The 24,500-nt window shown below is 43.7% G+C and carries 24 protein-coding genes; 18 read left to right on the plus strand and 6 right to left on the minus strand.

Going from position 1 to position 24,500, the window contains the following annotated elements; translation table 11 throughout:
• Nucleotides 1-2 precede the first annotated feature (2 nt).
• Together AC0J2F_RS06750 and AC0J2F_RS06755 are read right to left on the minus strand one after the other, a co-directional pair.
• Nucleotides 3-668, minus strand: coding sequence for a succinate dehydrogenase cytochrome b subunit (locus tag AC0J2F_RS06750; protein WP_087524061.1), 666 nt, complete (start codon nucleotides 666-668; stop codon nucleotides 3-5).
• A gap of 107 nt (nucleotides 669-775) precedes the next feature.
• On the minus strand, nucleotides 776-3,619 hold the full coding sequence (locus tag AC0J2F_RS06755) for a VPS10 domain-containing protein (RefSeq protein WP_473006996.1): 2,844 nt from the start codon (nucleotides 3,617-3,619) through the stop codon (nucleotides 776-778).
• 149 nt (nucleotides 3,620-3,768) lie between these two features.
• Between AC0J2F_RS06755 and AC0J2F_RS06760 the strand changes: the two genes are divergently transcribed.
• Nucleotides 3,769-5,061 carry an aminopeptidase P family protein gene (locus AC0J2F_RS06760; RefSeq protein WP_473006997.1) on the plus strand — a complete coding sequence of 431 codons (1,293 nt, stop codon included), beginning with the start codon at nucleotides 3,769-3,771 and terminating at the stop codon, nucleotides 5,059-5,061.
• Nucleotides 5,062-5,324: 263 nt separating this feature from the next.
• Here the strand turns inward: AC0J2F_RS06760 and AC0J2F_RS06765 are convergent, their stop codons facing one another.
• The 3 genes from AC0J2F_RS06765 to AC0J2F_RS06775 all read right to left on the minus strand — a co-directional run bounded on the left by AC0J2F_RS06765 (nucleotide 5,325) and on the right by AC0J2F_RS06775 (nucleotide 7,720).
• Nucleotides 5,325-5,786 (minus strand): nuclear transport factor 2 family protein, encoded by a 462-nt coding sequence (locus AC0J2F_RS06765; protein ID WP_473006998.1) that lies wholly within the window; start codon nucleotides 5,784-5,786, stop codon nucleotides 5,325-5,327.
• Nucleotides 5,787-5,868: 82 nt separating this feature from the next.
• On the minus strand, nucleotides 5,869-6,165 hold the full coding sequence (locus tag AC0J2F_RS06770; protein WP_473006999.1) for an isoamylase early set domain-containing protein: 297 nt from the start codon (nucleotides 6,163-6,165) through the stop codon (nucleotides 5,869-5,871).
• A gap of 262 nt (nucleotides 6,166-6,427) precedes the next feature.
• Nucleotides 6,428-7,720 (minus strand): branched-chain amino acid transport system II carrier protein, encoded by a 1,293-nt coding sequence (locus AC0J2F_RS06775; RefSeq protein WP_473007000.1) that lies wholly within the window; start codon nucleotides 7,718-7,720, stop codon nucleotides 6,428-6,430.
• Nucleotides 7,721-7,751: 31 nt separating this feature from the next.
• Here AC0J2F_RS06775 and AC0J2F_RS06780 point away from each other — a divergent pair, with 31 nt between their 5' ends.
• Entirely contained in the window at nucleotides 7,752-8,522 is a 771-nt protein-coding gene (locus AC0J2F_RS06780) for an alpha/beta fold hydrolase (RefSeq protein ID WP_473007001.1), read from the plus strand.
• A 343-nt stretch (nucleotides 8,523-8,865) separates the two neighbouring features.
• Nucleotides 8,866-9,072 carry a DUF1660 family phage protein gene (locus AC0J2F_RS06785; RefSeq protein ID WP_087524054.1) on the plus strand — a complete coding sequence of 69 codons (207 nt, stop codon included), beginning with the start codon at nucleotides 8,866-8,868 and terminating at the stop codon, nucleotides 9,070-9,072.
• Here AC0J2F_RS06785 and thiL read toward each other — a convergent pair.
• A complete protein-coding gene (thiL, locus tag AC0J2F_RS06790) occupies nucleotides 9,063-10,121 on the minus strand; it encodes a thiamine-phosphate kinase (protein ID WP_473007002.1) in 1,059 nt (352 codons plus the stop codon). The genes AC0J2F_RS06785 and thiL overlap by 10 nt on opposite strands.
• A 45-nt stretch (nucleotides 10,122-10,166) precedes the next feature.
• Between thiL and AC0J2F_RS06795 the strand changes: the two genes are divergently transcribed.
• From AC0J2F_RS06795 to AC0J2F_RS06865, 15 genes are all read left to right on the plus strand, one after another.
• Nucleotides 10,167-11,438: a choice-of-anchor B family protein gene (locus AC0J2F_RS06795; RefSeq protein ID WP_473007003.1), complete on the plus strand. Its 1,272-nt coding sequence runs from the start codon at nucleotides 10,167-10,169 to the stop codon at nucleotides 11,436-11,438.
• 187 nt (nucleotides 11,439-11,625) lie between these two features.
• Nucleotides 11,626-13,041: a choice-of-anchor B family protein gene (locus AC0J2F_RS06800; protein WP_473007004.1), complete on the plus strand. Its 1,416-nt coding sequence runs from the start codon at nucleotides 11,626-11,628 to the stop codon at nucleotides 13,039-13,041.
• A complete protein-coding gene (locus tag AC0J2F_RS06805) occupies nucleotides 13,041-14,438 on the plus strand; it encodes a hypothetical protein (protein WP_473007005.1) in 1,398 nt (465 codons plus the stop codon). Before AC0J2F_RS06800 ends, AC0J2F_RS06805 begins: the two co-directional genes overlap by 1 nt.
• Nucleotides 14,439-15,185 (plus strand): MbnP family protein, encoded by a 747-nt coding sequence (locus tag AC0J2F_RS06810; RefSeq protein ID WP_473007006.1) that lies wholly within the window; start codon nucleotides 14,439-14,441, stop codon nucleotides 15,183-15,185.
• 5 nt (nucleotides 15,186-15,190) lie between these two features.
• Nucleotides 15,191-16,267: a cytochrome-c peroxidase gene (locus AC0J2F_RS06815; protein ID WP_473009373.1), complete on the plus strand. Its 1,077-nt coding sequence runs from the start codon at nucleotides 15,191-15,193 to the stop codon at nucleotides 16,265-16,267.
• Nucleotides 16,268-16,382: 115 nt separating this feature from the next.
• Nucleotides 16,383-16,712: a HesB/IscA family protein gene (locus AC0J2F_RS06820; RefSeq protein ID WP_087524047.1), complete on the plus strand. Its 330-nt coding sequence runs from the start codon at nucleotides 16,383-16,385 to the stop codon at nucleotides 16,710-16,712.
• A gap of 21 nt (nucleotides 16,713-16,733) precedes the next feature.
• On the plus strand, nucleotides 16,734-18,182 hold the full coding sequence (gene sufB / locus AC0J2F_RS06825) for a Fe-S cluster assembly protein SufB (RefSeq protein ID WP_473007007.1): 1,449 nt from the start codon (nucleotides 16,734-16,736) through the stop codon (nucleotides 18,180-18,182).
• A gap of 2 nt (nucleotides 18,183-18,184) precedes the next feature.
• Complete coding sequence (locus AC0J2F_RS06830; protein ID WP_473007008.1) at nucleotides 18,185-18,547, plus strand: hypothetical protein; 363 nt, start codon at nucleotides 18,185-18,187, stop codon at nucleotides 18,545-18,547.
• A gap of 1 nt (nucleotide 18,548) precedes the next feature.
• A complete protein-coding gene (gene sufC, locus AC0J2F_RS06835) occupies nucleotides 18,549-19,304 on the plus strand; it encodes a Fe-S cluster assembly ATPase SufC (protein ID WP_473007009.1) in 756 nt (251 codons plus the stop codon).
• Between the two features lies 1 nt (nucleotide 19,305).
• Nucleotides 19,306-20,619, plus strand: coding sequence for a Fe-S cluster assembly protein SufD (gene sufD / locus AC0J2F_RS06840; protein ID WP_473007010.1), 1,314 nt, complete (start codon nucleotides 19,306-19,308; stop codon nucleotides 20,617-20,619).
• Between the two features lie 17 nt (nucleotides 20,620-20,636).
• Nucleotides 20,637-21,872 (plus strand): aminotransferase class V-fold PLP-dependent enzyme, encoded by a 1,236-nt coding sequence (locus tag AC0J2F_RS06845; RefSeq protein WP_473007011.1) that lies wholly within the window; start codon nucleotides 20,637-20,639, stop codon nucleotides 21,870-21,872.
• A gap of 17 nt (nucleotides 21,873-21,889) precedes the next feature.
• Complete coding sequence (locus tag AC0J2F_RS06850; RefSeq protein WP_473007012.1) at nucleotides 21,890-22,312, plus strand: META domain-containing protein; 423 nt, start codon at nucleotides 21,890-21,892, stop codon at nucleotides 22,310-22,312.
• The gene (locus tag AC0J2F_RS06855) at nucleotides 22,309-22,734 is read left to right on the plus strand and encodes a SufE family protein (RefSeq protein ID WP_374957178.1); all 426 of its coding nucleotides are present in this window, start codon (nucleotides 22,309-22,311) and stop codon (nucleotides 22,732-22,734) included. Before AC0J2F_RS06850 ends, AC0J2F_RS06855 begins: the two co-directional genes overlap by 4 nt.
• Before the next feature lie 2 nt (nucleotides 22,735-22,736).
• A complete protein-coding gene (locus AC0J2F_RS06860; RefSeq protein WP_087524039.1) occupies nucleotides 22,737-23,063 on the plus strand; it encodes an SUF system Fe-S cluster assembly protein in 327 nt (108 codons plus the stop codon).
• 11 nt (nucleotides 23,064-23,074) lie between these two features.
• Nucleotides 23,075-24,499, plus strand: a complete 1,425-nt coding sequence (locus AC0J2F_RS06865; protein WP_473007013.1) for a hydroxymethylglutaryl-CoA synthase family protein — start codon at nucleotides 23,075-23,077, stop codon at nucleotides 24,497-24,499.
• The last annotated feature ends 1 nt before the right edge of the window (nucleotide 24,500 follow it).

The following is a 24,500-nucleotide window of genomic DNA, read 5'->3' on the forward strand; positions in this document are numbered from 1 at the left end:
TATTAGTGTGGAATTTGATTAAAGTGATGGTAAAGCGCAATCACAGCAAACAACAACGGGATCACAATGGCGAAGGCTTTGGTAAATCCTTGAAGTGCCTTGGAGTATTTGTTGTTGAATCCAACCGATTGGAAGCTGGATGAGAATCCATGCCACAAGTGTACGGCTAGTAATGCGAAAGCTAACACATAAAGTCCAACGCGAACAGGGCTTTCGAACTTGTGCACTGTTTCAGCGTAGTAGCGTGTCGGATCCTCCGGATGTGTCTCGATGTATTTGTGTACGATCTCTGGCACCCAAAAATCATAAAAGTGAAGTCCTAAGAAGGCCAATACAACGATACCAGATATGATCATGTTTCTAGAAGCCCAAGATGCATTAGCACTCCCTTTGTACATGGCGTATTTGTGAGCTCTGGCACTTCTGTTCTTCATTTCTAGGACAAAACCCATCACAAAGTGAAATACCACACCAAAGATCAGAACAGGCTGTAGTGCAAACTGCACCAAACCGTTAGTTCCCATAAAATGAGACCAGCTGTTAAAGGTGTCTGGATCCAAGACGGAGGTCATATTGATCACACAGTGTTGGGTCAAGAAAACTACAAGAAACAATCCCGAAAGCGCCATGGCGACTTTACGGGCAATTGAAGAGGATAAAATTCCCATAGGATTGCGATTACTTTTTAGTGGTACAAATTTACGACACAAGGGAATCAAACCCAAGAATTAAAGTTTGATTCCCTTGTTATTTAGATTTATTTTAAATACGCTATCTACTTCAGACTTAAGGCCGAACTGGCAGAACTTCCACCAGCCTTTATAGTAATGGTGTAGTCTCCTTTTGGCAGGTAGTATTTCCCGTTCTGAGCGGGATATACTCCTGCAGATTTATCCTTGCTGAGGGCTTTCTGGGCCTTGGAACTCATGCTCAGGTCGTAATTCATAGTGTTGAAGCCTTTATCTGCCTGCACTTGCATGCTCTGTACCTCTACTCCAGCAGCATTGGTTATGGTAACATTTGCCTTTCCTGCCTCAGGACTGTAAAAGTCCACAGTAACTTCAGGTTCAAAAGCATCGTACCACTTGCCAAAGGAAGCTCCCCAACGTCTGGAATGATTTATCGGGTCCAGGCCTTTGATCACCACGCTGTTCATCACCTCGGCACTGATAGCTTGCAACATAGAAACATCGGCTTTGTAAATAGAACGGCCGTGAGTACCCAAAACAAGTTCGGAAGCATCCGGATGAACAATTAGATCGTGTACCGCTACATTAGGCAATCCTTCGCTGAACGGATGCCAACTTTGACCTCTATCTATAGAAACATAGGCCCCATTATCTGTTCCTACATACAATACATTCATATTCTTAGGATCTTCCTTGATCACATTTACTGGAGAGGCAGGCAAATTGCTGCTGATGTTCTTCCAAGTCGCTCCAAAATCTTCACTTACATACACATAAGGAGAAAAATCATCCCAACGGTAGCCGTTCAAACTTGCATAGACACGCGCTTTTTTATGCTTGGAAGCCTCTACACGAGATACCCAAAGATCGTTCGGCAAACCAGACGAGACATTGGTCCAAGATCCACCTGCATCTCTGGTCAAATGAATAAGTCCGTCGTCACTTCCGGTATAGATCATTCCAAACTGAAAGATGGATTCGCTTATAGTGGTCAAGGTTCCATAAGCTACATTTCCTTTTTTACCTCCAGTGGTTAGATCGCCAGAAATAGCTTCGAAATCATCTCCTTGGTTCATAGAACGCATCAATTTGTTTCCACCCAAATACAAGATGTCTTGGTTGTGCGGAGACAACAGGATCGGTGTCTGCCAATTGAAGCGATACGGACGCTCACCCAATTTGTGTCTTATGCTGAGTCTTTTCTGGTCTCCTGTACCCAAATTGAGTCTAAAGTAGTTTCCGAATTGGAATCCGGTGTAAACGATATCACTGTTTCGGCTATCTACCTGGATCTGCATCCCGTCTCCACCCATAATGGATTCAAAACCGTATTGTCCGCTCGCTTGCCAGCGCGTAGATTCGGTATTGGTGCTTGAACCTTTCCAAACGCCGTTGTCTTGCAAACCACCATAGACATTATAAGGAGTTTCATTGTCTACTTGGATAGCGTAGAACTGCCCTACAGAAGGGCTGTTGTTCTTCATCCAGGTCTCTCCATCATCATAGGAGATGTTCACTCCACCGTCGTTTCCGTTAATGAGATGTCCAGGTTTTTTAGGGTTGATCCAAAGTGCATGATGATCTGAATGCACATTGTCACCACCTATGAATTTAAAGGTCTTTCCTCCGTCTTTAGAATTCAAAATAGGAACTCCGTAGACATAGATATTATCCGCATTGCTTGGATCTACGTGGATCATTCCGAAGTAATAGCCATAGGAGTAGTACAGATCATCCAAATAACCTTCGTGTGTCTTTTTCCAGGTCTTTCCACCATTGGTACTTTTATAGACCTCAGCACCAATTACAGGAGTATCAAACAACTGACTGTTAGCATCTTCAAGATAAAGCGCAAGATCTGCTGGTTCCAAGCTACCAGATCGAACCATTTGTTTTACGTTAGTGGCTTGGTATTGCTGCGGAAAGCGATTCTCCCTTAGAAAGGCATTGAGTTTACTGTCTTCCAAACTTAAAAAGGCGGACTTGGCCATACCTTTAAAATCGTTCTTTGTCAAACCACCGTTGCCACGACCACCTCCCATATCTGGTCTGCGATCTTGATTGTCGTGTATGGCATATACGGTGTTGGCATCAACAACCGAAAGTCCAATTCTACCCACTCCTTCTCCTGTTGGAAAGCCACTGTTAGGAACACTGACCTTGGTCCAAGTGTTACCAGCATCGGTAGATTTATAAATTCCACTACCTGTTCCGCTACCTCTAAAGTTCCAAGCTTTACGGTCCTTATCCCAAGCAGAGGCGTACATATTATTAAAGTTGTTCGGATCAACAGCTAGGTCTATTATTCCTGTTTGATCGTTTACAAAAAGTACTTTGTTCCAGGTCTTTCCACCGTTCAAGGTTTTGAATACACCACGCTCAGCGTTGGTAGAATACAAGTGCCCTGCAACACCTACAACCAGTTCATCTGGGTTGTTTGGGTTGATCAAGATCCTGCTGATGTGATGCGAATCTTTTAGACCCACATTGGTCCATGTTTCACCCATATCATCAGATCGGAGTAAACCAATACCCGCATAAGAAGAACGCGAAGCATTCACCTCTCCAGTTCCCACCCATAGGGTACCGTTTTTCCAATCTACTGCAATATCCCCTACATTTTGCGTAGGACTGTTATCCAATACTGGCGTGAATGAGATGCCGTTATTGTTGGTGTACCAAACACCACCGCTAGCGTAGCCTACGTAAAATTCGGTAGGGTCGTCTGGGTTTACAGCCAAGTCTACTACCCGACCACTCATGACCGTAGGGCCAATGTTGGTAAATGGTAGGTTCTTAACTAATGAGGTCTCTGTGAGTTGTGCTTTGGCTTGGATACCAGCTTCTACTTGAGCAGCAGAAGTGGCCGGGGTTTGCGCGTTTAGAAAACTAAAACTGAGCATTCCCAGCGCGAGAAGGTAGTGTCGCATTTTTATCAATGGTTGGTTAATGAACTAATTCAGAATGTTAAATTACGACTTCGGGCTCCCAGCACAAAAATTTTAGATGAAGTTTAACATCAGGCTTAAGCCTTTTAAACGCTTAGATTTTGCTACTTTTAGGGCTCAATTAGAAGATCATGAAATACCATCCGATAGACAACAGCTTATACATTCACAACCGTAAGAACTTTATGGCAGCCATGAAGCCAAAGAGTATCGCGGTCTTTAACAGTAATGATATCTACCCGGTTAGTGCAGATAGTACTATGCCTTTTAATCAGCATAGAGATATTTTGTTTTTAAGCGGAGTGGATCAGGAAGAAAGCATTTTGTTGTTGTTTCCGGATGCTGTAGAAGAAAAACACCGCGAGATATTATTCTTACGAGAAACCAACGCTCACATTGCCGTCTGGGAAGGTGAAAAACTCACTAAGGAAAAAGCTTTTGAGACCTCTGGGATCAAAACGGTTTATTGGTTGCAAGACTTTGACAAGATCTTCTTTGAACTCATGACTCAAGCCGAAAGTATTTATTTCAATACGAACGAACACTACCGTCAGGCGGTAGAGACCCAAACCCGTGAGGATCGTTTTATCGCCAAGACCAAAGCGCAGTTCCCGGCACATACCTGGGCCAAAGCAAACCCAATTTTGCAGCGCTTGCGCTCGGTAAAACATCAGATCGAATTGGACTTGATGCAAACGGCTTGTAACATAACAGAAAAAGGATTCCGTCGTGTTTTGGATTTTGTAAAACCAGGGGTTTGGGAATATGAGATCGAGGCAGAATACATGCACGAATTCCTTAGAAATAGATCTAAAGGATTTGCTTATACGCCTATCATTGCTAGCGGGAACAATGCCAATGTATTGCACTATATAGAGAACAATCAGCAGTGTAAGGACGGTGATCTTATCTTAATGGATGTAGGCGCAGAATACGCCAACTACAGCAGTGATATGACCAGAACCATCCCGGTAAATGGTCGTTTTACAGTCCGTCAAAAAGCGGTCTACAATGCAGTGAATCGTGTAAAGAATGAAGCCACAGCCATGCTGGTACCCGGCACACTCTGGAAGGAATATCACGTAGAGGTTGGAAAGCTCATGACTTCGGAGCTTTTAGGCTTAGGTCTAATAGACAAAGCTGATGTGCAGAATGAGAACCCGGATTGGCCGGCTTATAAGAAATACTTCATGCATGGAACTTCACACCACATTGGTTTAGACACTCACGATTATGGCATACTGTGGGAACCTATGACCGCCAATATGGTCTTTACCGTTGAGCCTGGAATCTACATTCCAGAAGAAGGTTTCGGCGTGCGTTTAGAAGATGATGTTGTAGTTCAAGAAAAGGGAGCACCGCATAATCTGATGGGCAATATTCCTATTGAGGTTGAGGAGATCGAGCAGATAATGAATTCTTGATATTTCGTCCCTCTCGCCTTTATTGCCACGTAGATTAGCTATTTTTTTCTAGCGCAGCCTGGTTTCTGTTAGAAATTCCATGACTTTCTGAATCAGAATGGATAGAAAAAAGGATGGGTTTTTAGGTTAAGGGGTTCTAACCCCTCCCCAGAATGAAGGTAACTGTTATTTTAATTCTTTCAAACGGGCGACAAATTAGATTTATAAATCTGCATTTATTTAGGTGAGCTTTTTGAACTTCAAAACTACCAGAGCCTCAAGGATTAATCCTCTGGTCTATAGGTCCATAGTGGAGCCGACTGCCAAGCAATATTGATGATCTTCCACGCTCCGTCCTTTTTAACAAGATTCAAATAGTCAATACCCCAAGAAGCCGTAACCTTAGTTATCGCGATCTTATCGTTGACCTCTAGTACCTCAACCTCTCGAATAGCTTGAGCTTCCTTGGGAATAGGCCTTTCTTTTAATCGTTTCGAAAGATCTATCACGGCCTCAAAAGGCAATTCTCTGTTACCGGAATAAGCCTTCTTTTCTTCATTAAAACGCCAACCGACTTTGCGAAGACTCTTATCGATATAGGTGTAAGCCAATGTAGTGTCACCTTTGTAGAAGATATCAATATACCCTTCTGACGCTGCAACCACTGCATCGAGATCTTTCTTATAATCTTGAGCGTAAGTAATGGAGCAAAGACAAAATGCGATGAGGAAGAGTAATTTTTTCATGACGTTGAGTTTAAAAACTAAAAGGTACAAAAAAAGCCTCTCAAAAAATGAGAGGCTCATCTGAACTAAATACTACCAGACCTTAGAGGTTCAAGACACAGTTGTCTGCACCTGCAAAGTCGTTCCACTGGTATGCATCGGCTTGTTCGTCGTTGGCGTAAGCGCCATCGATCCAATAACGAAACTCGTAAGAGGCACCTTTATCTAGATTCACAGTTCCTTTAAAGGTTCCGTTCTTTAGTTTCTTTAGCGGAGTAGCTTTTTGATTCCACTCGTTGAAGGAACCAACTACTTTTACTTCGTTGGCCTCTTCTGCTGGTACAGTAAAGGTCACTTTACATACCGGCTTTGATTTTAAAAATTGCTTTGTAATAGCCATAATGGGTGTTTTTGCTAACGGGGTAAATGTAGCCAAGGACAATTAGCTTGCAAATCAAATCAAAGGGGAATTCACAAGAATTATCAGATTCCCAATTTTAAGTCGGTCTGAGAAAAAAATTTCAAATTTTACAGGCGCTTAATTGTGATATCCGCAGCTTTTATTCTTCTTTTTAACTGCTGATTTTAAGCAGATTAACTACTACAACGATTTCGAAAAATCACCAAAATGTTAAGAAAGTATTGATTTCGGCAGATAGACGTCAATCCGCAGCTCGTGGAAACAAAAAATTGGCAAAAACAAAGGTTAACAAAGCGGGTAAGACCCAACCCAAACTGAATTGTGAAAGTGGAATCCAAGCCAAAGAATTGCCAAGGGCTTCTGCTCCCCATATACCGGAAATCACATCTGGTATACTGAACAAGAATGTCACTAAAGCAACTGCCTTGAATACTTTGTCCGAACCGTAGCGATCGGGCAAGGCATTGAGTACAATTAATACTATGGTAAGCGGATAGATAAAAGCAAGTATCGGTATGGCCACTACTATTATCGAGTGAAAGTCTAACTGTCCAATGACCACTCCAAGCACACAGCCAATTACAGCTGTGAGTTTATAAACTCGAGTTGACTCATTAAAGACCCCTTTAAAGTAATCTGCAGCACCAGCTATGATTCCCACAGCCGTGGTAAAACAGGCCAATGCTAAGAGCAAACTTAAGAGTGTATTGGCCTGAGCTCCTAAAGTTCCTTGAATGATGCCTCTTAAAAGGGTTGCGCGTTGCATGGTGCTGCTCATTGCATCGGTACCTAAAATGTCATTTCCATAATAGGCTCCTGCGGCAACCAATCCTGCGTACATGACCAACAAGCCCAATCCTGCAATAAGCCCCGCTTTCCAAATGAGCTGCTTTTTAAATTCGTAATCGGTATGTCCTCTAAGATTCAAAGAGATGATAATGACAGCTCCCACGACCGCGGCCCCAATGGCATCAAAAGTCTGATAGCCTTCCAGCACTCCTGTTGTTAGAGGTGATAGGTCTGTAGCTTCATGCACTATTGCCTCACTGGCAAACATCCCTATTCCGATCACCGCCAAAAGCATAATCACAATTAGTGGTGTGAGATACTTACCTATAATACTCATGATCTTACTTCGGTTCAGCACAAAGACCAAAACCAGAGCAAAATAAATGGTACTGGTAAGCCAAGACGGAGTTTCAAAAAGAGGGTATACAGCAATCTCGTGTGTAGCGGCGGCCGTTCTCGGTGCAGGAATGGTAATAGAGATGGCGTAAACCACTATGCAAAAGATAGCACTGAAAAGTGGCGAGACCTTTTTGCCAAAATCGTACATAGTGCCTTGCAACTTTGCATGGGCGTATATTCCTATAATAGGTATTAGTACGGCGGTAATGGCAAAGCCTAGGACAACAATAGGCCAATCCCCAGCTGCTTTGTACCCCAAAAGCGGAGGCAATAATAAGTTGCCTGCTCCAAAAAAGAGAGCAAAAAGGGCAAAGGCCGTAAGCAGTAATTCTTTAGATTTGCTCATCGTTTAGCTAGCGCATCCCAAGATACACAATATGACCAAGCCCCAAAATTCAGAACTGCTTTTTTATACTGACCAAGGTCAAGGTGAAGTAGTGGTGCTCTTACACGGTTTTTTAGAAGACTACAGCATGTGGGATAACTTCGTTACCGCTTTAGCAAAATCCGCTAGAGTGATCTGTATAGATCTTCCGGGACATGGTAAAAGTCGATTGAGCCTTGAGCCTCGAATGGAGTCTTTTACTGCGGATGTATTTCAAGTATTAGACGCAATAGGTGTAGATACTTTTAAACTCATAGGCCATTCCATGGGAGGATATGTAGCCCTAACTATGGCTAAAATGCAACCGGGCAGGATTTTACGAATCGGTTTGCTCAACAGCACTTGGAAAGCAGATTCCCAGGAGCGTAAAGAAAAAAGGCAACAAGCCATTGAGGTAATCCGCAAAGATCCGCAGCTATTCGTCAAAACTGTTGTCCCTAGTTTGTTCCCGCCAAAAGCGCAACGAAAGCTAAAGCCAATAATTGAAGACCTTATTAAGAAGGCTTGTACCATGTCTTCTGAATCCATTATTGCTGCTACTCAGGCCATGATACACAGAGAAGATCACGCTCTTTTGTTTCAGAACCTAGGTGAAAATGGCTATCTCCTTGTTGGTCAAGAAGATCCTTTGGTAGATGTAAACGAACTTATCTCGGCCGCAAAGGCTAATAAAAATCAGACTGAAATACTTGAAACCGGACATATGAGTCCCTTTGAAAACATTGATAAAGTACGAATTTTCTTAACAAAATTCATTTTATAATGCATTTCATCGATTTTTTTATACTTTTCATCGTGTTTTTTGCATTAATTCCTATATTTCTCATCCCCAATGCTAAAAACTATGAACGCAACTACCATCAAAACTACCGCCCTTGGACAGCTACGTTGCAAAACGTTTGGTCACCATTTTGTTATAAAGCAAAAGGTAACCGATTCTGTTAGCGAGTATTGCTGTACCCATTGTAAAGAAGAATTTACAACGAATTCCCAGGGAAAACTGGAAAGACTAACTAACAAGACTCGAGAGATCAACGAGTGCTTGCGCGATTTTTTTATCAGACGCTCCAAATACCGATTACCCAACGTAACCCATTAACCTACTTATGTTTTCAAAATTCCTCCGCTGCAAACTAACTGGTCACAGACTAGAACTCACGGCCAACCATCACTTTCAAATCAACGAATACCGCTGTAAACGTTGTCATAAGGAGTTTACAGATGACGGCTATGGACAAAAGGTTCCGCTAACCGAATATTGGAAACAGACCAACAACAGGTTTAAGTCTTATTTGAACGAGATCTATTCCTGATCAGTTTCCTTATTAAAGGCGTTCCAGCCCCGAGCAACAATAGGAATCTTGGTGTTTGCCCTTGTAATTAGGTGAATTCCTTCATTGGCCGGAGTCATATGCCCGATCACTGTCAAGTTTGGGTTACCCTTTATCTTGTCAAAATCCGAAGTAGGAATGGTAAAGAGCAATTCGTAATCTTCCCCTCCATTTAGCGCCATAGTTGTGCTATCTACCTCAAACTCTTCGCAAACCGAAATGAACTGCGGATCTAAGGGCAATTTATCTTCGTACAGATTGCACCCAACCTCGCTCTGCTTGCACAAATGCAAGATCTCTGATGACAAGCCATCACTCACATCGATCATTGCCGTGGGTTTTACTTCTAAGGCTTTAAGGAGTGCAGGAATATCCTTGCGGGCTTCCGGTTTTAATTGTCGCTCCAACAAATAGGTATAGTTTTCCAAGTCTGGTTGTGCGTTAGGATTCACCTTGAATACCTCTTTTTCACGCTCCAATATTTGTAAGCCCATATAGGCCGCTCCAATATCACCGGTAACTACTAAAAGATCATTTTCTTTAGCGCCGCTGCGGAGTACAGCCTGGTCCTTTGCTACAGCACCAATGGCTGTCACCGAAATGATCAGTCCCGTCACCGAGCTAGTCGTATCTCCACCAATCAGATCAACCCTATAAATATCACAGGCCGTCTTGATTCCGGCATAGAGTTCTTCTAAAGCTTCCACAGGAAAGCGATTAGAAACCGCTATGGATACTGTGATCTGCTTGGCCTCAGCATTCATGGCATAAACATCGGAAAGGTTTACTATAACGGATTTATAACCCAAATGCTTGAGCGGCATATAGCTCAAATCAAAATGAACGCCTTCTACCAAGAGATCAGTGGTCACAACCAACTGCTCATCCGCAGTAATTATAGCTGCATCATCACCTATTCCTTTAACGGTGGTTTTATGTTGAATTTCAAAATGTTTGGTCAGATGATCTATAAGTCCAAATTCTCCAAATTCAGACAGCGGAGTGCGCGATTCGTCCTTGTTTTTTAACATGCCAAATACCCTTAAGTATGTTGATAATATTTAATTTGCAAAGGTATGGTAACTTTAAAGACTAAACTAGTATTTGGGGGCTTTATGGCGGCGATCGCCATCTGCACATTGAGCAGTTGCTCCTCTGATGACGGTGGCCTTCCGGATCCAGTTGTAACAGAAAATGATAATAATGACGATCCCGTAGATGACGGACCGAGTATCATAGGATTCCTGGCCTGTGATGGCGGTCAAGCTGGCTCTTATCCCTGTAATGGCATAAACCTAATGAGTCAGATTCCTTTAGAGATCTTCACCGCTCTTCGCGGCAACGATTCTTGGGGCTGGGTGGACCCTACGACAGGACGCGAATACGCCCTTATGGGTCTCAACAACGGAACCGCATTTGTAGACATTACTAGCCCATCGAACCCTGTATATCTGGGTAAGTTGCCCTCAGCAACCTCCTCCAGTAATTGGAGAGACATAAAAACCTATAACAATCACGCTTTTATTGTTGCAGAAGCAGAAGGTCATGGCATGCAGGTCTTTGATCTGACTCGACTTCGTGATGTAACTAGCGCTCCCGAGATCTTTACTGCGGATGCTGTTTTGGGCGAGTTTGGAAGTGCTCACAACATTGTGATCAATGAAGATTCTGGCTACGCTTATGTTGTAGGGGCTAGCAGTTTTGAAGGTGGCCCTTTATTTGTAAACATACAAGATCCAATCAACCCTGTAGTAGAAGGTGGATACGCCGATGGCAATTATACACACGATGCTCAGGTGGTTACTTACAATGGTCCAGACACCGAGCACCTAGGTAAAGAGATATTTATAGGAAGTAACGAGGATCAGATCGTCATCGTAGATATTACAGACAAAGCCAACCCTATTGCACTGGCCAGTAGCGAATATTCTAATGTTGGCTATACCCATCAAGGTTGGTTTACAGAAGATCAGCGTTACTTTTTATTGGGAGATGAGCTTGATGAAGTACAAATAGGTACTCGCAGTAGAACCATTGTTTTTGACTTTTCTGATCTGGATGCTCCCGTGGTTCAGACCACTTATTTGGGCCCAACCTTTGCTATAGACCACAACGGTTACGTGCAGAACAACAATTTCTATTTGGCCAACTATACTGCAGGAATGCGACTAATTGACATCAGCGATATAGCAGCAACCAATCTTACCGAAATTGCTTTTTTTGATACCTACCCAGACAACGATGACACCTCTTTTAACGGTGTCTGGAGTGTATATCCGTACTTGCCTTCTGGCAATATTATTGTGAGCGATATAAGTGGAGGACTCTTTATTGTTGCAAGACAGTAGGGTAAGACCCGACTAATTTGTTTTAAATTAGCATACTAATTGCTATCTCATGAAATGAGCACAAACAATTTTAATTAGTAGTCTACCCGCCCGAATAATTAAAATTTTTGTGCGAAAGCGAAGCGGTTGATCTATGCAGATAATTTTTATTTGCTTGATTATCGCAGAAATAAAAATTTTGAAATAGATGAAAAAGATATTACTCGCCCTGCTTTTTATAAGCTCTAATCTACTTGTGGCTCAGATTCCTTGCGAATCGGGCACTGCCGATGGCTTCCCTTGTCAAGGTCTGGACCTCATGGACCGAATTCCGCTAGAAACATTTGACGCTTTTTTAGCTAATGACAACTGGGGGTGGACAGATACCGAAACCGGCAAGGAATATGCTATAATTGGACTTAGCAATGGAACCGCCTTTGTAGATATTTCAAACCCTTTAGATGTGGTATATCTAGGGAAGCTTCCCACTTTTACCGAAGCGAGCATTTGGCGTGATATTAAAGTATATCAGAACCACGCTTTTATAGTTAGTGAGGCCGACGATCACGGCATGCAGGTCTTTGACCTAACACGCCTGAGAACCGTTAGTAGTCCGCCAGTCACATTTGACGAAGACGCTCACTACAGCGGATTTGGAAGCGCACATAACATCGCCATAAACGAAGATACTGGATTTGCTTACGCCATTGGAACCGACACTTTTGGTGGTGGAATTCACATGGTGAACATTCAAACGCCATTGAGTCCTCAATTTGCAGGTGGATTTGCAGATAGCGGCTATAGTCACGATGCTCAAATTGTGACTTACACAGGGCCAGACACGGAACATGTGGGCAAAGAACTATTTTTTGGCAGCAATGAAGATGTGGTGGTCATAGTAGACGTGACAGACAAAGACAACCCTAGTATGTTGTCTATGGTAGACTACAGCGACACCGGATACACCCACCAAGGCTGGCTTACAGAAGATCAACGCTATTTTCTTTTGGCCGATGAGGTTGACGAGATCATCTTCGGATTCGAGACCAAAACCATCATTTTCGATGTGTCAGATCTGGACAATCCGGAATTCGCCTTCAACTATTTTAGTCAAAACTCCGCCACCGACCACAACGGCTATGTGGTAGGAGATCAGTTCTATTTGTCCAGTTATCGTGCCGGTTTGCGTGTGCTAGACATCTCCGGAATTGACTCGGGAACTGTAGTAGAATCTCATTATTTTGACACTTGGCCAAGCAGTGACAACGCAGGGACTGGTGCCGGATCTTGGAACGTTTATCCCTTTTTTGAAAGTGGGAACATAGTAGTTTCAGATCAAGACAACGGTTTCTTTTTGGTTCGAGACAACAGTGTTTTAAGCGCTGCAGAAGCAGAAATATTAGAAGCGATCGCTTATCCGAATCCTATGGAAGATCAACTCAATATTCAATTTACAGCTCCAATCTTGTCCATTAAGATATACAACCTGGCAGGCCAACTGGTAAAGAAGCTAGATTCGAATGCAAATGCAACCACAGTTAACCTGAATGTAAGCGAACTCGCTGCTGGATTTTACACCTTGCAGATCAATGACACCGTCACACAAAAACTCATTAAACGTTAATGCGAACTCGCTTTTGGTACATATTATTATTGCTTTTAAGCCTATCAGCTTGTTCTGAATCTGACTTGCCTACAGACAATACCGATGACGGCAGCCAAACCGATGACACCACAGACGATACAGGTCAAACTGCAGATTTTGAAGGAGTTGTAGACTGGGTGTTCACCTATGGAGGCTCTGGAGATGATGTGGCCAATGCTGTAGTACGCACTGCCGATGGCGGTTTCGCTGTATTGGGCTATACGCAAAGCACCGATGGGGACATTACTGACAAAACAGCGACCGATAGCGACTATTGGGTACTTCGTTTAGACCCCACAGGAAACATTTTATGGAGCCGCACTTATGGAGGCTCCGCAGACGACCGCGGCGCAGACATCATTAACACTCAAGATGGTGGCTTTGCCTTAGTTGGTTTTAGCCGATCTAGCGATGGAGATGCAACAACAAACGCTGGGTTTCAAGACTATTGGATAGTAAAGCTCTCGTCTTCTGGAGACCTGCAATGGCAGCAGAGTTATGGTTTTGCAGGCAGTGATCAGGCAAGTTCGGTGATTCAGACTGCCGATGGAGGATATTTTGTAAGTGGATTTTTAGACATAACCGCTAGTGGTGGCGCTGGAAATGACGGTTTTGCTGGGGGAGTTGCTGTTACCCCTAAACACGGCGTTGGCGAATTTTGGGGCATGCGTCTGGATGCTAATGGTGATCTTATTTGGAGACGCTTTTTTGGCGGAACCAATAATGATAGAAGCTATCAGGTCTTACAAACCCAAGACGGAGGGTTTTTAATGACGGGCGCTTCAGAAAGTGATGATTTTGACGTTTCCAACCCCAAGGGCAGTTATGACTTTTGGGCCGTGCGTATTAGTGATAGTGGCGACCTACTTTGGGAGAAATCCTTTGGAGGTTCTGAGATAGATATTGCTTACGGATTGGTACATTCCGCAGCGGGCAATTACGTTATGGTAGGAGACAGCCGTTCTACTGATGGCGATGTTTCTGCACCAAAAGGCAACGCAGATCTATGGGCTGTAGCCTTTGACGATAGCGGTAATTTTCTATGGGAAGAAAGCTACGGAGGCAGTTTGTTTGAATCGGCCAGATCGGTGAACCAAATGCTAGACGGAGAACTCCTAATGGTAGGAACCAGCCGTAGTAGTGATGGGCAAGTCGGAACCAACCAAGGTCAGAACGATGCTTGGGTTATCATGACCACCACTAACGGAGACCTGCTTTGGCAAGATAGTATTGGTGGCTCCGGAGTTGAATTGTTCAACGACTGCACCCCGGCAGATGCAAGCAGCTTTGTTGCGGTAGGTGATACCGATAGTTCAGATGGGGACATCAGTTTAAACAAAGGTGGCAAAGACGCCTTAATCGTAAAGTTTAAGTAAATGAAAAAGTTATTCCTACTCACTTTGACCATTAGCCTGTTGTGGAGTTGTAAGTCTGACGATGCCGAGGCGCTTCCTGGAGAGGTGAACCTGATCTTTAAGAATCAAGTTGCTGGCAGCGATCTGATCTTAGAATCTCAAAATTACGTTAATGCCTCCTCAGAAGTATATCGCGTGAGTGAGTTAAAGTATATTATCAGCAACATCGTTTTAATTGGAGCCAACGGACAAGAATACACCGTACCACAAAACGAAAGTTATTTTGTGATCAACCAGGCAGATAATGCTAGTAAGAAAGTAGCGCTTGCCAATGTGGACGGTAGAAAATACACTAAGATCCGCTTCGGATTTGGCGTGGATCAGTCCAACTATCCTCTTAACGGAATAAACAACTTTATACCAACTGCAGAAGAAACAGACATGCTCTGGGCTTGGTCTGCAGGTTATAAATTCATCAAGTTCGAGGGCGATTATGACGCTGGAACCACCAAGAACGCACCTTTTTTGATCCACGTTGGCTCTCACGGAACAACTTTAGATAATTACAAGACCATAGAACTAGACCTTTCCGAAGATATCACTGTGAACGACAATACGGTAAATGTAAACCTCATCTTTGATGTGGCTCGTATTTTTGATGCCGGACTCCAGTCCTATTCACTTCAAGAGAAAGACGATATTCAAGTGGATCCGGTCTACGCACCTATCATAGCCAGTAATGTTGCAACCGCCTTTTCTGTAGAATAATTGTGATTAGATCTTGCTACATAGTACTCTTTAGTTTCTTACTCCTTTCTTGCGGAGATAATGAGCCTTATGAGGCTGTTCCAGTTTCAGAAGATCCGCTAGAAGATACTGTAGATACAGATGTGGCGCTGACACTTGAAATTCCGGATTACTTCCCGGATCTAACCTATGACCTGAGTCAAAACCCGCCCACTCAAAACGGTTTTGTACTGGGTAAAAAGCTGTTCTATGACGGGCGTTTAGCTTCAGACGGTGTGGTTTCCTGCGGATTTTGTCACATTCAGGCCTTTGCCTTTACTCACCATACACACATTACCAGTCACGGTGTGGATGGCGCCATTGGAAAACGCAATGCGCAGCCTTTACACAACATGGCTTTTATGGAAGATTTCACCTGGGATGGCGCCGCAGATCATTTAGATGCTCAGCCTATTATTCCGATCACTACGGAGGTAGAAATGAACAATACCTTTAGCAATATTGTGGCTACTTTAAGCCAAGACCCAGAGTATGTGGATATGTTCGCAGCCGCCTTTGACAACGGGCAGATAGACCCTGATAATATTCTTAAGGCCTTGTCTCAATTTATGCTAATGATGGTCTCCGCAGACAGCAAATACGATCGTTATTTGCGAAACGACGGCACTACCCTGACCGCAGAAGAAACGGCCGGTCTAGGACTTTTTGAAGCCAAGTGTTCCAGCTGCCATGCTGGAGTGCTCCAAACAGATCAGACCTATCGCAATAATGGCCTAAGTATAGACCCTGAATTTAACGATCTTGGACGCTTTAGAGTGACCGGGCAGCCAAGTGATAGCTTAAAGTTCAAAGTACCGAGCCTGCGCAACATAGAGGCTACTTTCCCTTATATGCACGACGGCGGATTGCCCGACCTTGAGGCTGTTTTAGATCACTATGCAAATGGCATTACAGACAGCCCTACTTTGGATCCCTTATTGAGAAATGAGGACGGCAGCTTGGGAATCCCGCTAACTGCTTTAGAAAAAGCGCAGATTATTGCCTTTCTAAAAACCCTCACCGACGACAATTTTATCTTCGACGAACGCTTCGCTGAATTCTAGCAAAGAAGCATTGAAAAGCCTTATTATTCCATACGTTTTAATAATATGTTAAAACGTTAATGTCCGGGCCTTTTGCCGTATATTTGCATACAATTTAGAATCAGTCTACAAAAGAATGATCAAAGTAAGTGATATAGCAAAAACCAAGATAGCCCAGCTCATGCAAGAGGAGGGCTTCAATACCGACACTGACTACGTTCGCGTAGGAGTTAAAAGTGGCGGCTGTTCCGGCTTGTCATACGAACTCAAATTCGACAATACTAAAGCCGATGAGGACAAGGTGTTCGAAGATAACGCAGTTCGCATTTTAGTCGACAAGCGCAGCTTTCTGTATTTGGTAGGAACAACCCTGGAATACAGTGGCGGACTAAACGGCAAAGGCTTTGTGTTCAATAACCCCAACGCTAACAGAACTTGTGGCTGCGGAGAAAGCTTTTCGCTCTAATTTTTAAGCAATAATCAATCCATGAATAAGTTTACCGAAGACGATTTAAAAAAGGAACTCGAGACCAAAGAGTACGAGTACGGATTCTATACAGATATTGAGTCCGATACCTTTCCTGTGGGATTGAACGAAGATATTGTTCGCGCCATTTCTAAAAAGAAAGAAGAACCCGAATGGATGACCGAATGGCGTCTGGAGGCTTTTCGATATTGGCAAGAAATGGAAGAGCCTGAGTGGGCTAACGTGAACTACGAAAAACCAGATTTCCAAGCTATTTCTTATTATTCGGCTCCTGCAAAAAAAGCCAAGTATGAGAGTTTGGACGAGGTAGACCCAGAATTGTTGGAGACCTTCAACAAATTGGGGATCTCCTTAGAAGAGCAAAAGAAACTGGCCGGTGTTGCGGTAGACATCGTAATGGACTCGGTTTCTGTAGCGACGACCTTTAAAGAGACCTTGGCCGAAAAGGGAATCATTTTCTGTTCCATATCCGAAGCAATTAAAGAACATCCTGAACTGGTTAAGAAATATATCGGTTCTGTAGTGCCGCAACGCGATAACTTTTACGCCGCCTTGAACTCGGCAGTTTTTAGTGATGGATCTTTCTGTTACATCCCTAAAGGCGTTCGTTGTCCTATGGAGCTATCGACCTATTTTAGAATCAACCAAGCCGGAACCGGACAGTTCGAAAGAACTTTGGTGATCGCAGACGAAGGTTCTTACGTAAGTTATTTGGAAGGTTGTACAGCACCATCACGTGATGAGAACCAATTGCACGCAGCTGTAGTGGAACTTATTGCCCTAGACGATGCCGAGATCAAATACAGTACAGTACAGAACTGGTATCCAGGAGGTAAAGACGGAAAAGGTGGAGTTTACAACTTTGTGACCAAGCGCGGGCTTTGTGAGACCAATGCCAAAATAAGCTGGACACAGGTAGAGACCGGATCCGCAGTAACCTGGAAATATCCAAGCTGTGTTCTTAAAGGAAATAACTCGATCGGAGAATTCTATTCTATCGCGGTGACCAACAATTACCAGCAAGCCGATACTGGAACCAAGATGATCCACCTTGGGAAAAACACCAAGAGCACCATTATCTCTAAAGGTATCTCTGCCGGAAAGTCGCAGAACTCTTACCGCGGATTGGTACAGATCAACTCCAGAGCGGAGAACGCACGTAACTTCTCACAATGTGACTCGCTATTGATGGGGAACGAGTGTGGGGCGCATACTTTCCCATACATAGAGGCTAAGAATAAATCCGCAACCATAGAACACGAGGCGACCACCAGTAAGATCGGGGAAGACCAGATCTTCTACTGTAACCAACGTGGTATCGATACGGAAAAGGCCATTGCCTTGATCGTGAACGGATTCAGTAAGGAAGTACTGAACAAACTTCCAATGGAATTCGCTGTGGAAGCTCAGAAACTATTAGAAATCAGCCTAGAAGGCTCAGTAGGATAAAAATGAGAAAACTAGTTAGTCTATTTTTTGTTTTAGCCCTTCTTGCTAGCTGTGCAGAAGAGCAATCGACAACTACTAAAACGTACAAAGGCAACTTTTTGCTGTTCGAAGACAATGCCGTTTTGGAAGTTAATGAGGTGATGTACACCGTAACTAACGATGCCATGACGCAAGAGTTGGCTACCAAAGCAGCAAATTGGCAAAAGACACCTTACGATATGGTTCCAGTGACCTTGGAAGCCGTTGTTAAGGCAAAACCAGCTAATGCAGAAGGTTGGGATTCTATTCTGACCATTAAGAAAATTGTAGAAGTAAGTCCGACAGCTGTTGGACCCGATATAGAAATTGAAGAAACAAAACAGTAAGATGTTACAGATAGAAAATTTGCACGCAAGTGTAGAAGACAAAGACATTCTAAAAGGAATTGACCTGCAGATCGGTGCCGGAGAGGTACACGCTATTATGGGTCCAAACGGTTCTGGAAAAAGTACCTTGGCCTCTGTTATAGCAGGTAATGAGGACTATGAAATGACAGAAGGCAGCTTGCTGTTAGAAGGCAAAGATATCTCAGAAATGGATCCGGAAGAGCGCGCCCACAATGGCGTGTTTCTTTCTTTCCAATATCCGGTAGAGATTCCGGGAGTATCGGTAACCAACTTCGTAAAGACAGCCATTAACGAAACGCGCAAAGCCAAAGGCATGGAAGAAATGCCAGCCGCAGAGATGTTGAAAAAGATCCGCGAAAAAGCAGCGCTTTTGGAGATAGATCGCAAGTTCTTATCGCGTTCTCTGAACGAAGGCTTCTCCGGAGGTGAAAAGAAACGCAACGAGATCTTCCAAATGGCCATGCTTGAACCTAAGTTGGCTATTTTGGATGAGACCGATTCTGGTTTGGATATTGACGCCTTGCGCATTGTTGCAAACGGGGTGAATAAACTCCGCAGTGAAAATAATGCTGTTCTAGTGATCACACACTACCAACGTCTTTTGGATTATATCGTTCCGGACAAAGTACACGTACTAATGGACGGAAAGATCGTTAAATCTGGAGATAAAGATCTGGCTTTGAAGCTAGAAGAAAAAGGATACGACTGGATCAAAGAAGAAGTAAAAACGGCCTAATATGAGTTTAAAAGACAAACTGATCTCGTCTTATATGGCCTATGAAGATACCTTGGATCATCAACATGTGATTCACGATATTCGCGCTGCAGCCATTAAGAACTTTGAGAGCGGAGGGTTCCCATCGCGCAAGCAGGAAGCCTGGAAGTACACCCCGCTAGACAAGATGCTCAAAGCAGATTACACCGTTTTCCCAAAGAAATCGGATGCTTTGGAGTACAAGAATGTTAAGCAGTACTTCTTGCACGATGTTGACACTTACAAGGTTGTGTTTATCGATGGCGTTTACAGTTCTTTCTTGTCGGAGACAACACACGACGGCATAGACGTTTGCTTGCTTTCTGCGGCCTTAAGCAAAGACAAATACCGCCCTGTAATTGAAGCTTATTTTAATAAAGCTGCGGAGACAGACAGCATAACATCACTCAATACAGCTTTTGCCAAAGAAGGCTCTTACATTCACATCCCTGCACACAAGGAAGTTGAGAAGCCTATTGAGATCATCAACTTTGCTACAGGAAGTGAAGCGGCGCTGATGATTCAACCGCGCAATCTTGTTGTTGTTGGTGAGAATGCACATGTACAGATCATTGAGCGTCATCAGAGTTTGGCAGAACATCCGATCTTGACCAATTCGGTTACGGAGATCTTTGCAGAAAAGCGCGCTTTTGTTGATTACTACAAGGTGCAGAACGATGTTGAAACCGCTTCGCTGATAGACAGCACTTACATAAAGCAAGAACGCGACAGCAACTGCCGCGTGCATACTTTCTCCTTTGGCGGAAAACTCATTAGAAATAATTTGAACTTCTACCAGCAGGGAGAACATTGTGATTCCACGCTGAAAGGAGTGACCATTATTGAGAAGAAACAACATGTGGATCATTCCACCTTGGTACATCACCAGTCTCCGAACTGCGAGAGTCACCAAGACTATAAAGGCATCTATGACGATGCCGCTGTAGGGGTGTTCAACGGGAAAGTTTTGGTGGATAAGATCGCTCAGAAGATCGATGCTTTCCAGCAGAACAACAACATCCTTATCAGTGACAAGGCGACCATTAACGCCAAACCACAGTTGGAGATTTTTGCAGACGATGTGAAATGTTCGCACGGTTGTACCATTGGTCAATTGGATGAAGATGCACTGTTCTATCTGCGCTCTCGTGGTATTGGAAAAAAAGAGGCCAACGCCCTTTTGATGTACGCCTTTGCCAATAACGTTTTGGAAAGTGTTAAGATCCCAGAACTCAAAAAGCGTATCAACCTGTTGATCGCCGAAAAGATCGGAGTTCAACTCGGTTTTAACCTATAAGTAAGCCCTCAGACTTGATGAATCAAACAGCCAAAATACCCTTTGATGTTACCGCTATTCGCAAAGATTTTCCAATCTTAAAACGCGAAGTGAATGGCTATCCCTTGGTGTATTTTGACAATGCCGCCACCTCGCAAAAACCGCAAGTGGTCATTGACAGTATTGTTGATTATTACAGCAATTACAACGCGAACATCCACCGCGGAGTACATGCGCTTTCTCAAGAAGCGACAGACGCTTACGAGGCTGCACGTAAAAAGATTCAGAAGTTTATAGGGGCAGAAAAACAACACGAGGTAATCTTCACATCTGGGACCACGCACAGTATCAATATTGTGGCCAACGGTTTTAGCAACCTTTTGCACGAGGGAGACGAGATCATAGTGTCGGCCATGGAGCATCACTCCAACATAGTGCCATGGCAAATGCTTTGTCAACGTACCGGAGCGGTTTTAAAAGTGATCCCGATGAATGAGGAAGGTGCTTTGCAAATGCAGGAGTACAAATCCTTATTAAAGAGCAAGACCAAACTCGTATTTGTAAACCATATTTCCAATGCTTTAGGCACCATTAATCCTGTAAAAGAGATCATAGAATTGGCCCACCAAACCGGGGCAGCCGTTTTGATAGATGGAGCACAGGCCTGTGCTCACCAGAAGGTTGATGTGCAAGGTTTAGATGCCGATTTTTACGTGAGTTCCGCCCATAAGATGTGTGGTCCTACCGGTATCGGTTTTCTCTACGGCAAAGAAAGTTGGTTGAATAAATTACCGCCTTATCAAGGTGGAGGTGAGATGATCAAAGAAGTGAGCTTTGAGAAAACAACCTATTCGGAACTGCCGCACAAATTCGAGGCAGGAACTCCAAATGTCTCTGGTGGTATTGCCTTTGGAATCGCAATAGATTATTTGAATTCGATTGGTTTAGAAGCTGTCGCAGCCTATGAGCATGAGTTGTTGGAATATGCCACTAAGCAGTTGCTCGAGATTCCTGGACTTCGTATTTATGGAACCTCGGCCTCCAAGACCTCAGTTATTTCTTTTAATTTAGAGGGCGTGCATCCGTATGATGTTGGCACCATTCTTGACAAATTAGGTATAGCAGTGCGTACCGGACACCATTGTGCACAGCCTATCATGGATTTTTATCAGATCCCTGGAACTGTGCGGGCGTCCTTCTCATTTTACAATACTACTGAGGAAATTGATCGTTTGGTAGCTGGAGTAAAACGCGCACAGCAAATGCTTAGTTAAACCTAAATTTGAAGTCTATGCGAATCGCAATACTATTAGTACTCAGCTTAATGCTGAGTTGTAACGGCAGTAAACAAAGTGCTACCAACGGTAAAGCTAAAGCCGATATGGAGCTTAACGGAAATTATAAGATCGTGTCTATGAATGGCGAAGATCTGAGCAGCGAAGGCATGGAATTGACCTTTGACGCTAGCGGAAATAGCGTGAATGGCTCCTCTGGCTGCAACAAGATCTTTGGAAACTTTTCTCAGAATGGCAGCAGCATCAGAATAGAGGCCCTAGGGTCTACCAAAATGTTCTGTGAGGGTCGCATGGAATTGGAAAAACAATTCATGCAGGGGCTCGGTGCTGTTAATGGAGTTGCTGTTTCAGATGACGGCAAAGTCAATCTTGTCAATGCAGACACAGTTTTAATACAATTGGAAAAAATAGAAGAATGACCATAGCGGAAATTCAAGAAGAAATAATTGAAGAATTTGCATTCTTTGAAGATTGGATGCAGCGCTACGAGCATATGATCGCCTTGGGGAAATCCTTGCCCCTTATCGATCCGCAGTACAAAACAGATGAATTCATCATCAAGGGCTGCCAGTCTAAAGTATGGTTACATGCCGAACTTCAGGACGGGAAAGTCATGCTTACGGCAGACAGTGATGCGATAATTACCAAAGGAATAGTCGCCTTGTTGATCCGTGTATTTTCTGGACAATCTCCAGAGGCCATTGTAAATGCAGATCTCGCCTTTGTAGATGAGATAGGTCTTAAGGAGCATTTGTCTCCAACCCGAGCCAATGGCTTGGTTTCTATGATAAAACAAATCAAACTATACGCCGTGGCGTATCAATCTCAATTAAAGGCATAAATATGAGCGAGCAAACTGTAGATACTGCAGAACTAGGAGAAAAGATCGTTAAGGTCTTAAAGACCATTTTTGATCCGGAAATTCCAGTTGATATTTATGAATTAGGACTAATTTACGACGTGCTTGTCAATGAAGACATGGACGTTAAAATACTAATGACCCTAACCACACCAAACTGTCCGGTGGCAGAAACCCTGCCCAAGGAGGTAGAAGATAAAGTTAAGTCCATCAAAGCTGTAAAAGACGCCGAAGTGGAGATCACCTTTGACCCACCTTGGAGCCAGGACCTGATGAGCGAGGAAGCCAAACTGGAACTGGGCATGTTGTAAAAATTTAAGGTATGAGCACATACGGAATCGATGCCATAGCTGTCTATATCCCCAAATTGTATTTGGATATCGCAGATCTGGCCGAAGCACGAGAAATCCCTTATGAAAAACTGAGAAAAGGACTTGGCCTAGAGCAAATGGCCTTGCCCGATACAGATGAGGACGCTGCTAGTTTTGCAGCCAACGCACTCTGGAAACTCATTGACGACAACAACCTGGATCCGCGAGAAATTGGCCGCATCTACGTTGGAACAGAAAGTGCTGTAGACGGTTCCAAACCCACTGCAACCTATGCCACAGAGTATGTGGAACAGCGTTTAGCACCTCAATATGGCAATCGCTGTTTTAAAAACTGCGATGTTGTTGACCTGACCTTTGCCTGTGTTGGTGCTGTAGACGCCATGCAAAATTGTTTGGACTGGGTAAAAGGAGGACAGAACAGAAAAGCAATTGTCATTGCTTCAGATCTTTCTAAATACGAATTACACTCCACAGGAGAATACACCCAGGGTGCAGGAGCAGTAGCTGTTTTGATCACTGCGGACCCTAAAATAGTAAGCCTTGGAGATACATGGGGCATTGGAATGCAAAGTGTGGGCGACTTCTTTAAGCCACGCCGTAGCTTTGTTAAAGAAGACCTTTTAAAAGAGTTGACTGAATCCGCAGCTATTTCTCTACCGAAATCTGAACAGACAGGTTCCTTATGGTCGGACCCACATCGCATTGTAAACGTTTACCGCGAAGAGCCTGTTTTTGACGGGCAATATTCGAATGCCTGTTATTCCGACAGGATCACAGAAGCATTAGCGCATTATAAGGAGCAAAAAAGCACTGCCAATTTTATGAATTGGGACTACTTGGTCTTTCATTTGCCTTATGCCTATCACGGGCGTCGCATCATTTTGCGCAACTGGTTGGATTGGATCAAAGACAGCCCAACTTACGAAGCCTTGATAGCAGAGGTCGGTAGTCCAGATGAGGACCCTAAAGGCTGGAAACGGGCTGTTGCCAAATCGAGCTTATACACCAAGTTTGTCTCAGATCATATAGAGATTACGGAACGCGCATCTTCTGTAATTGGAAACATGTACACAGCCTCTATTTTCATGGCATTGGTGAGTTTGCTTATGCATGCCCAAGAAGATGGCATTGATCTAACAGGCAAATCACTTGGATTTATCGCTTACGGAAGTGGTTCCAAATCTAAGGTGTTCCAAGGAGAAGTGCTCTCGAGCTGGAATGCTGGGATAGCCAAAATGGATCTGAAAAAACAGTTGCAAGCCCGCAAGCAGGTGGATATTAATGCCTATCAGCAATTGCATACCGGGGCCCAACAACAACCCTTGGTTGTATCTGATGATATCGTACTTACCCATATCGAATCAGAAAAAGAAACCGCTATTGGTCTTAGAACTTACGCGCAAAACAAGGCCTAAA

It is taken from the genome of Gilvibacter sp. CC01 (assembly GCF_055755295.1).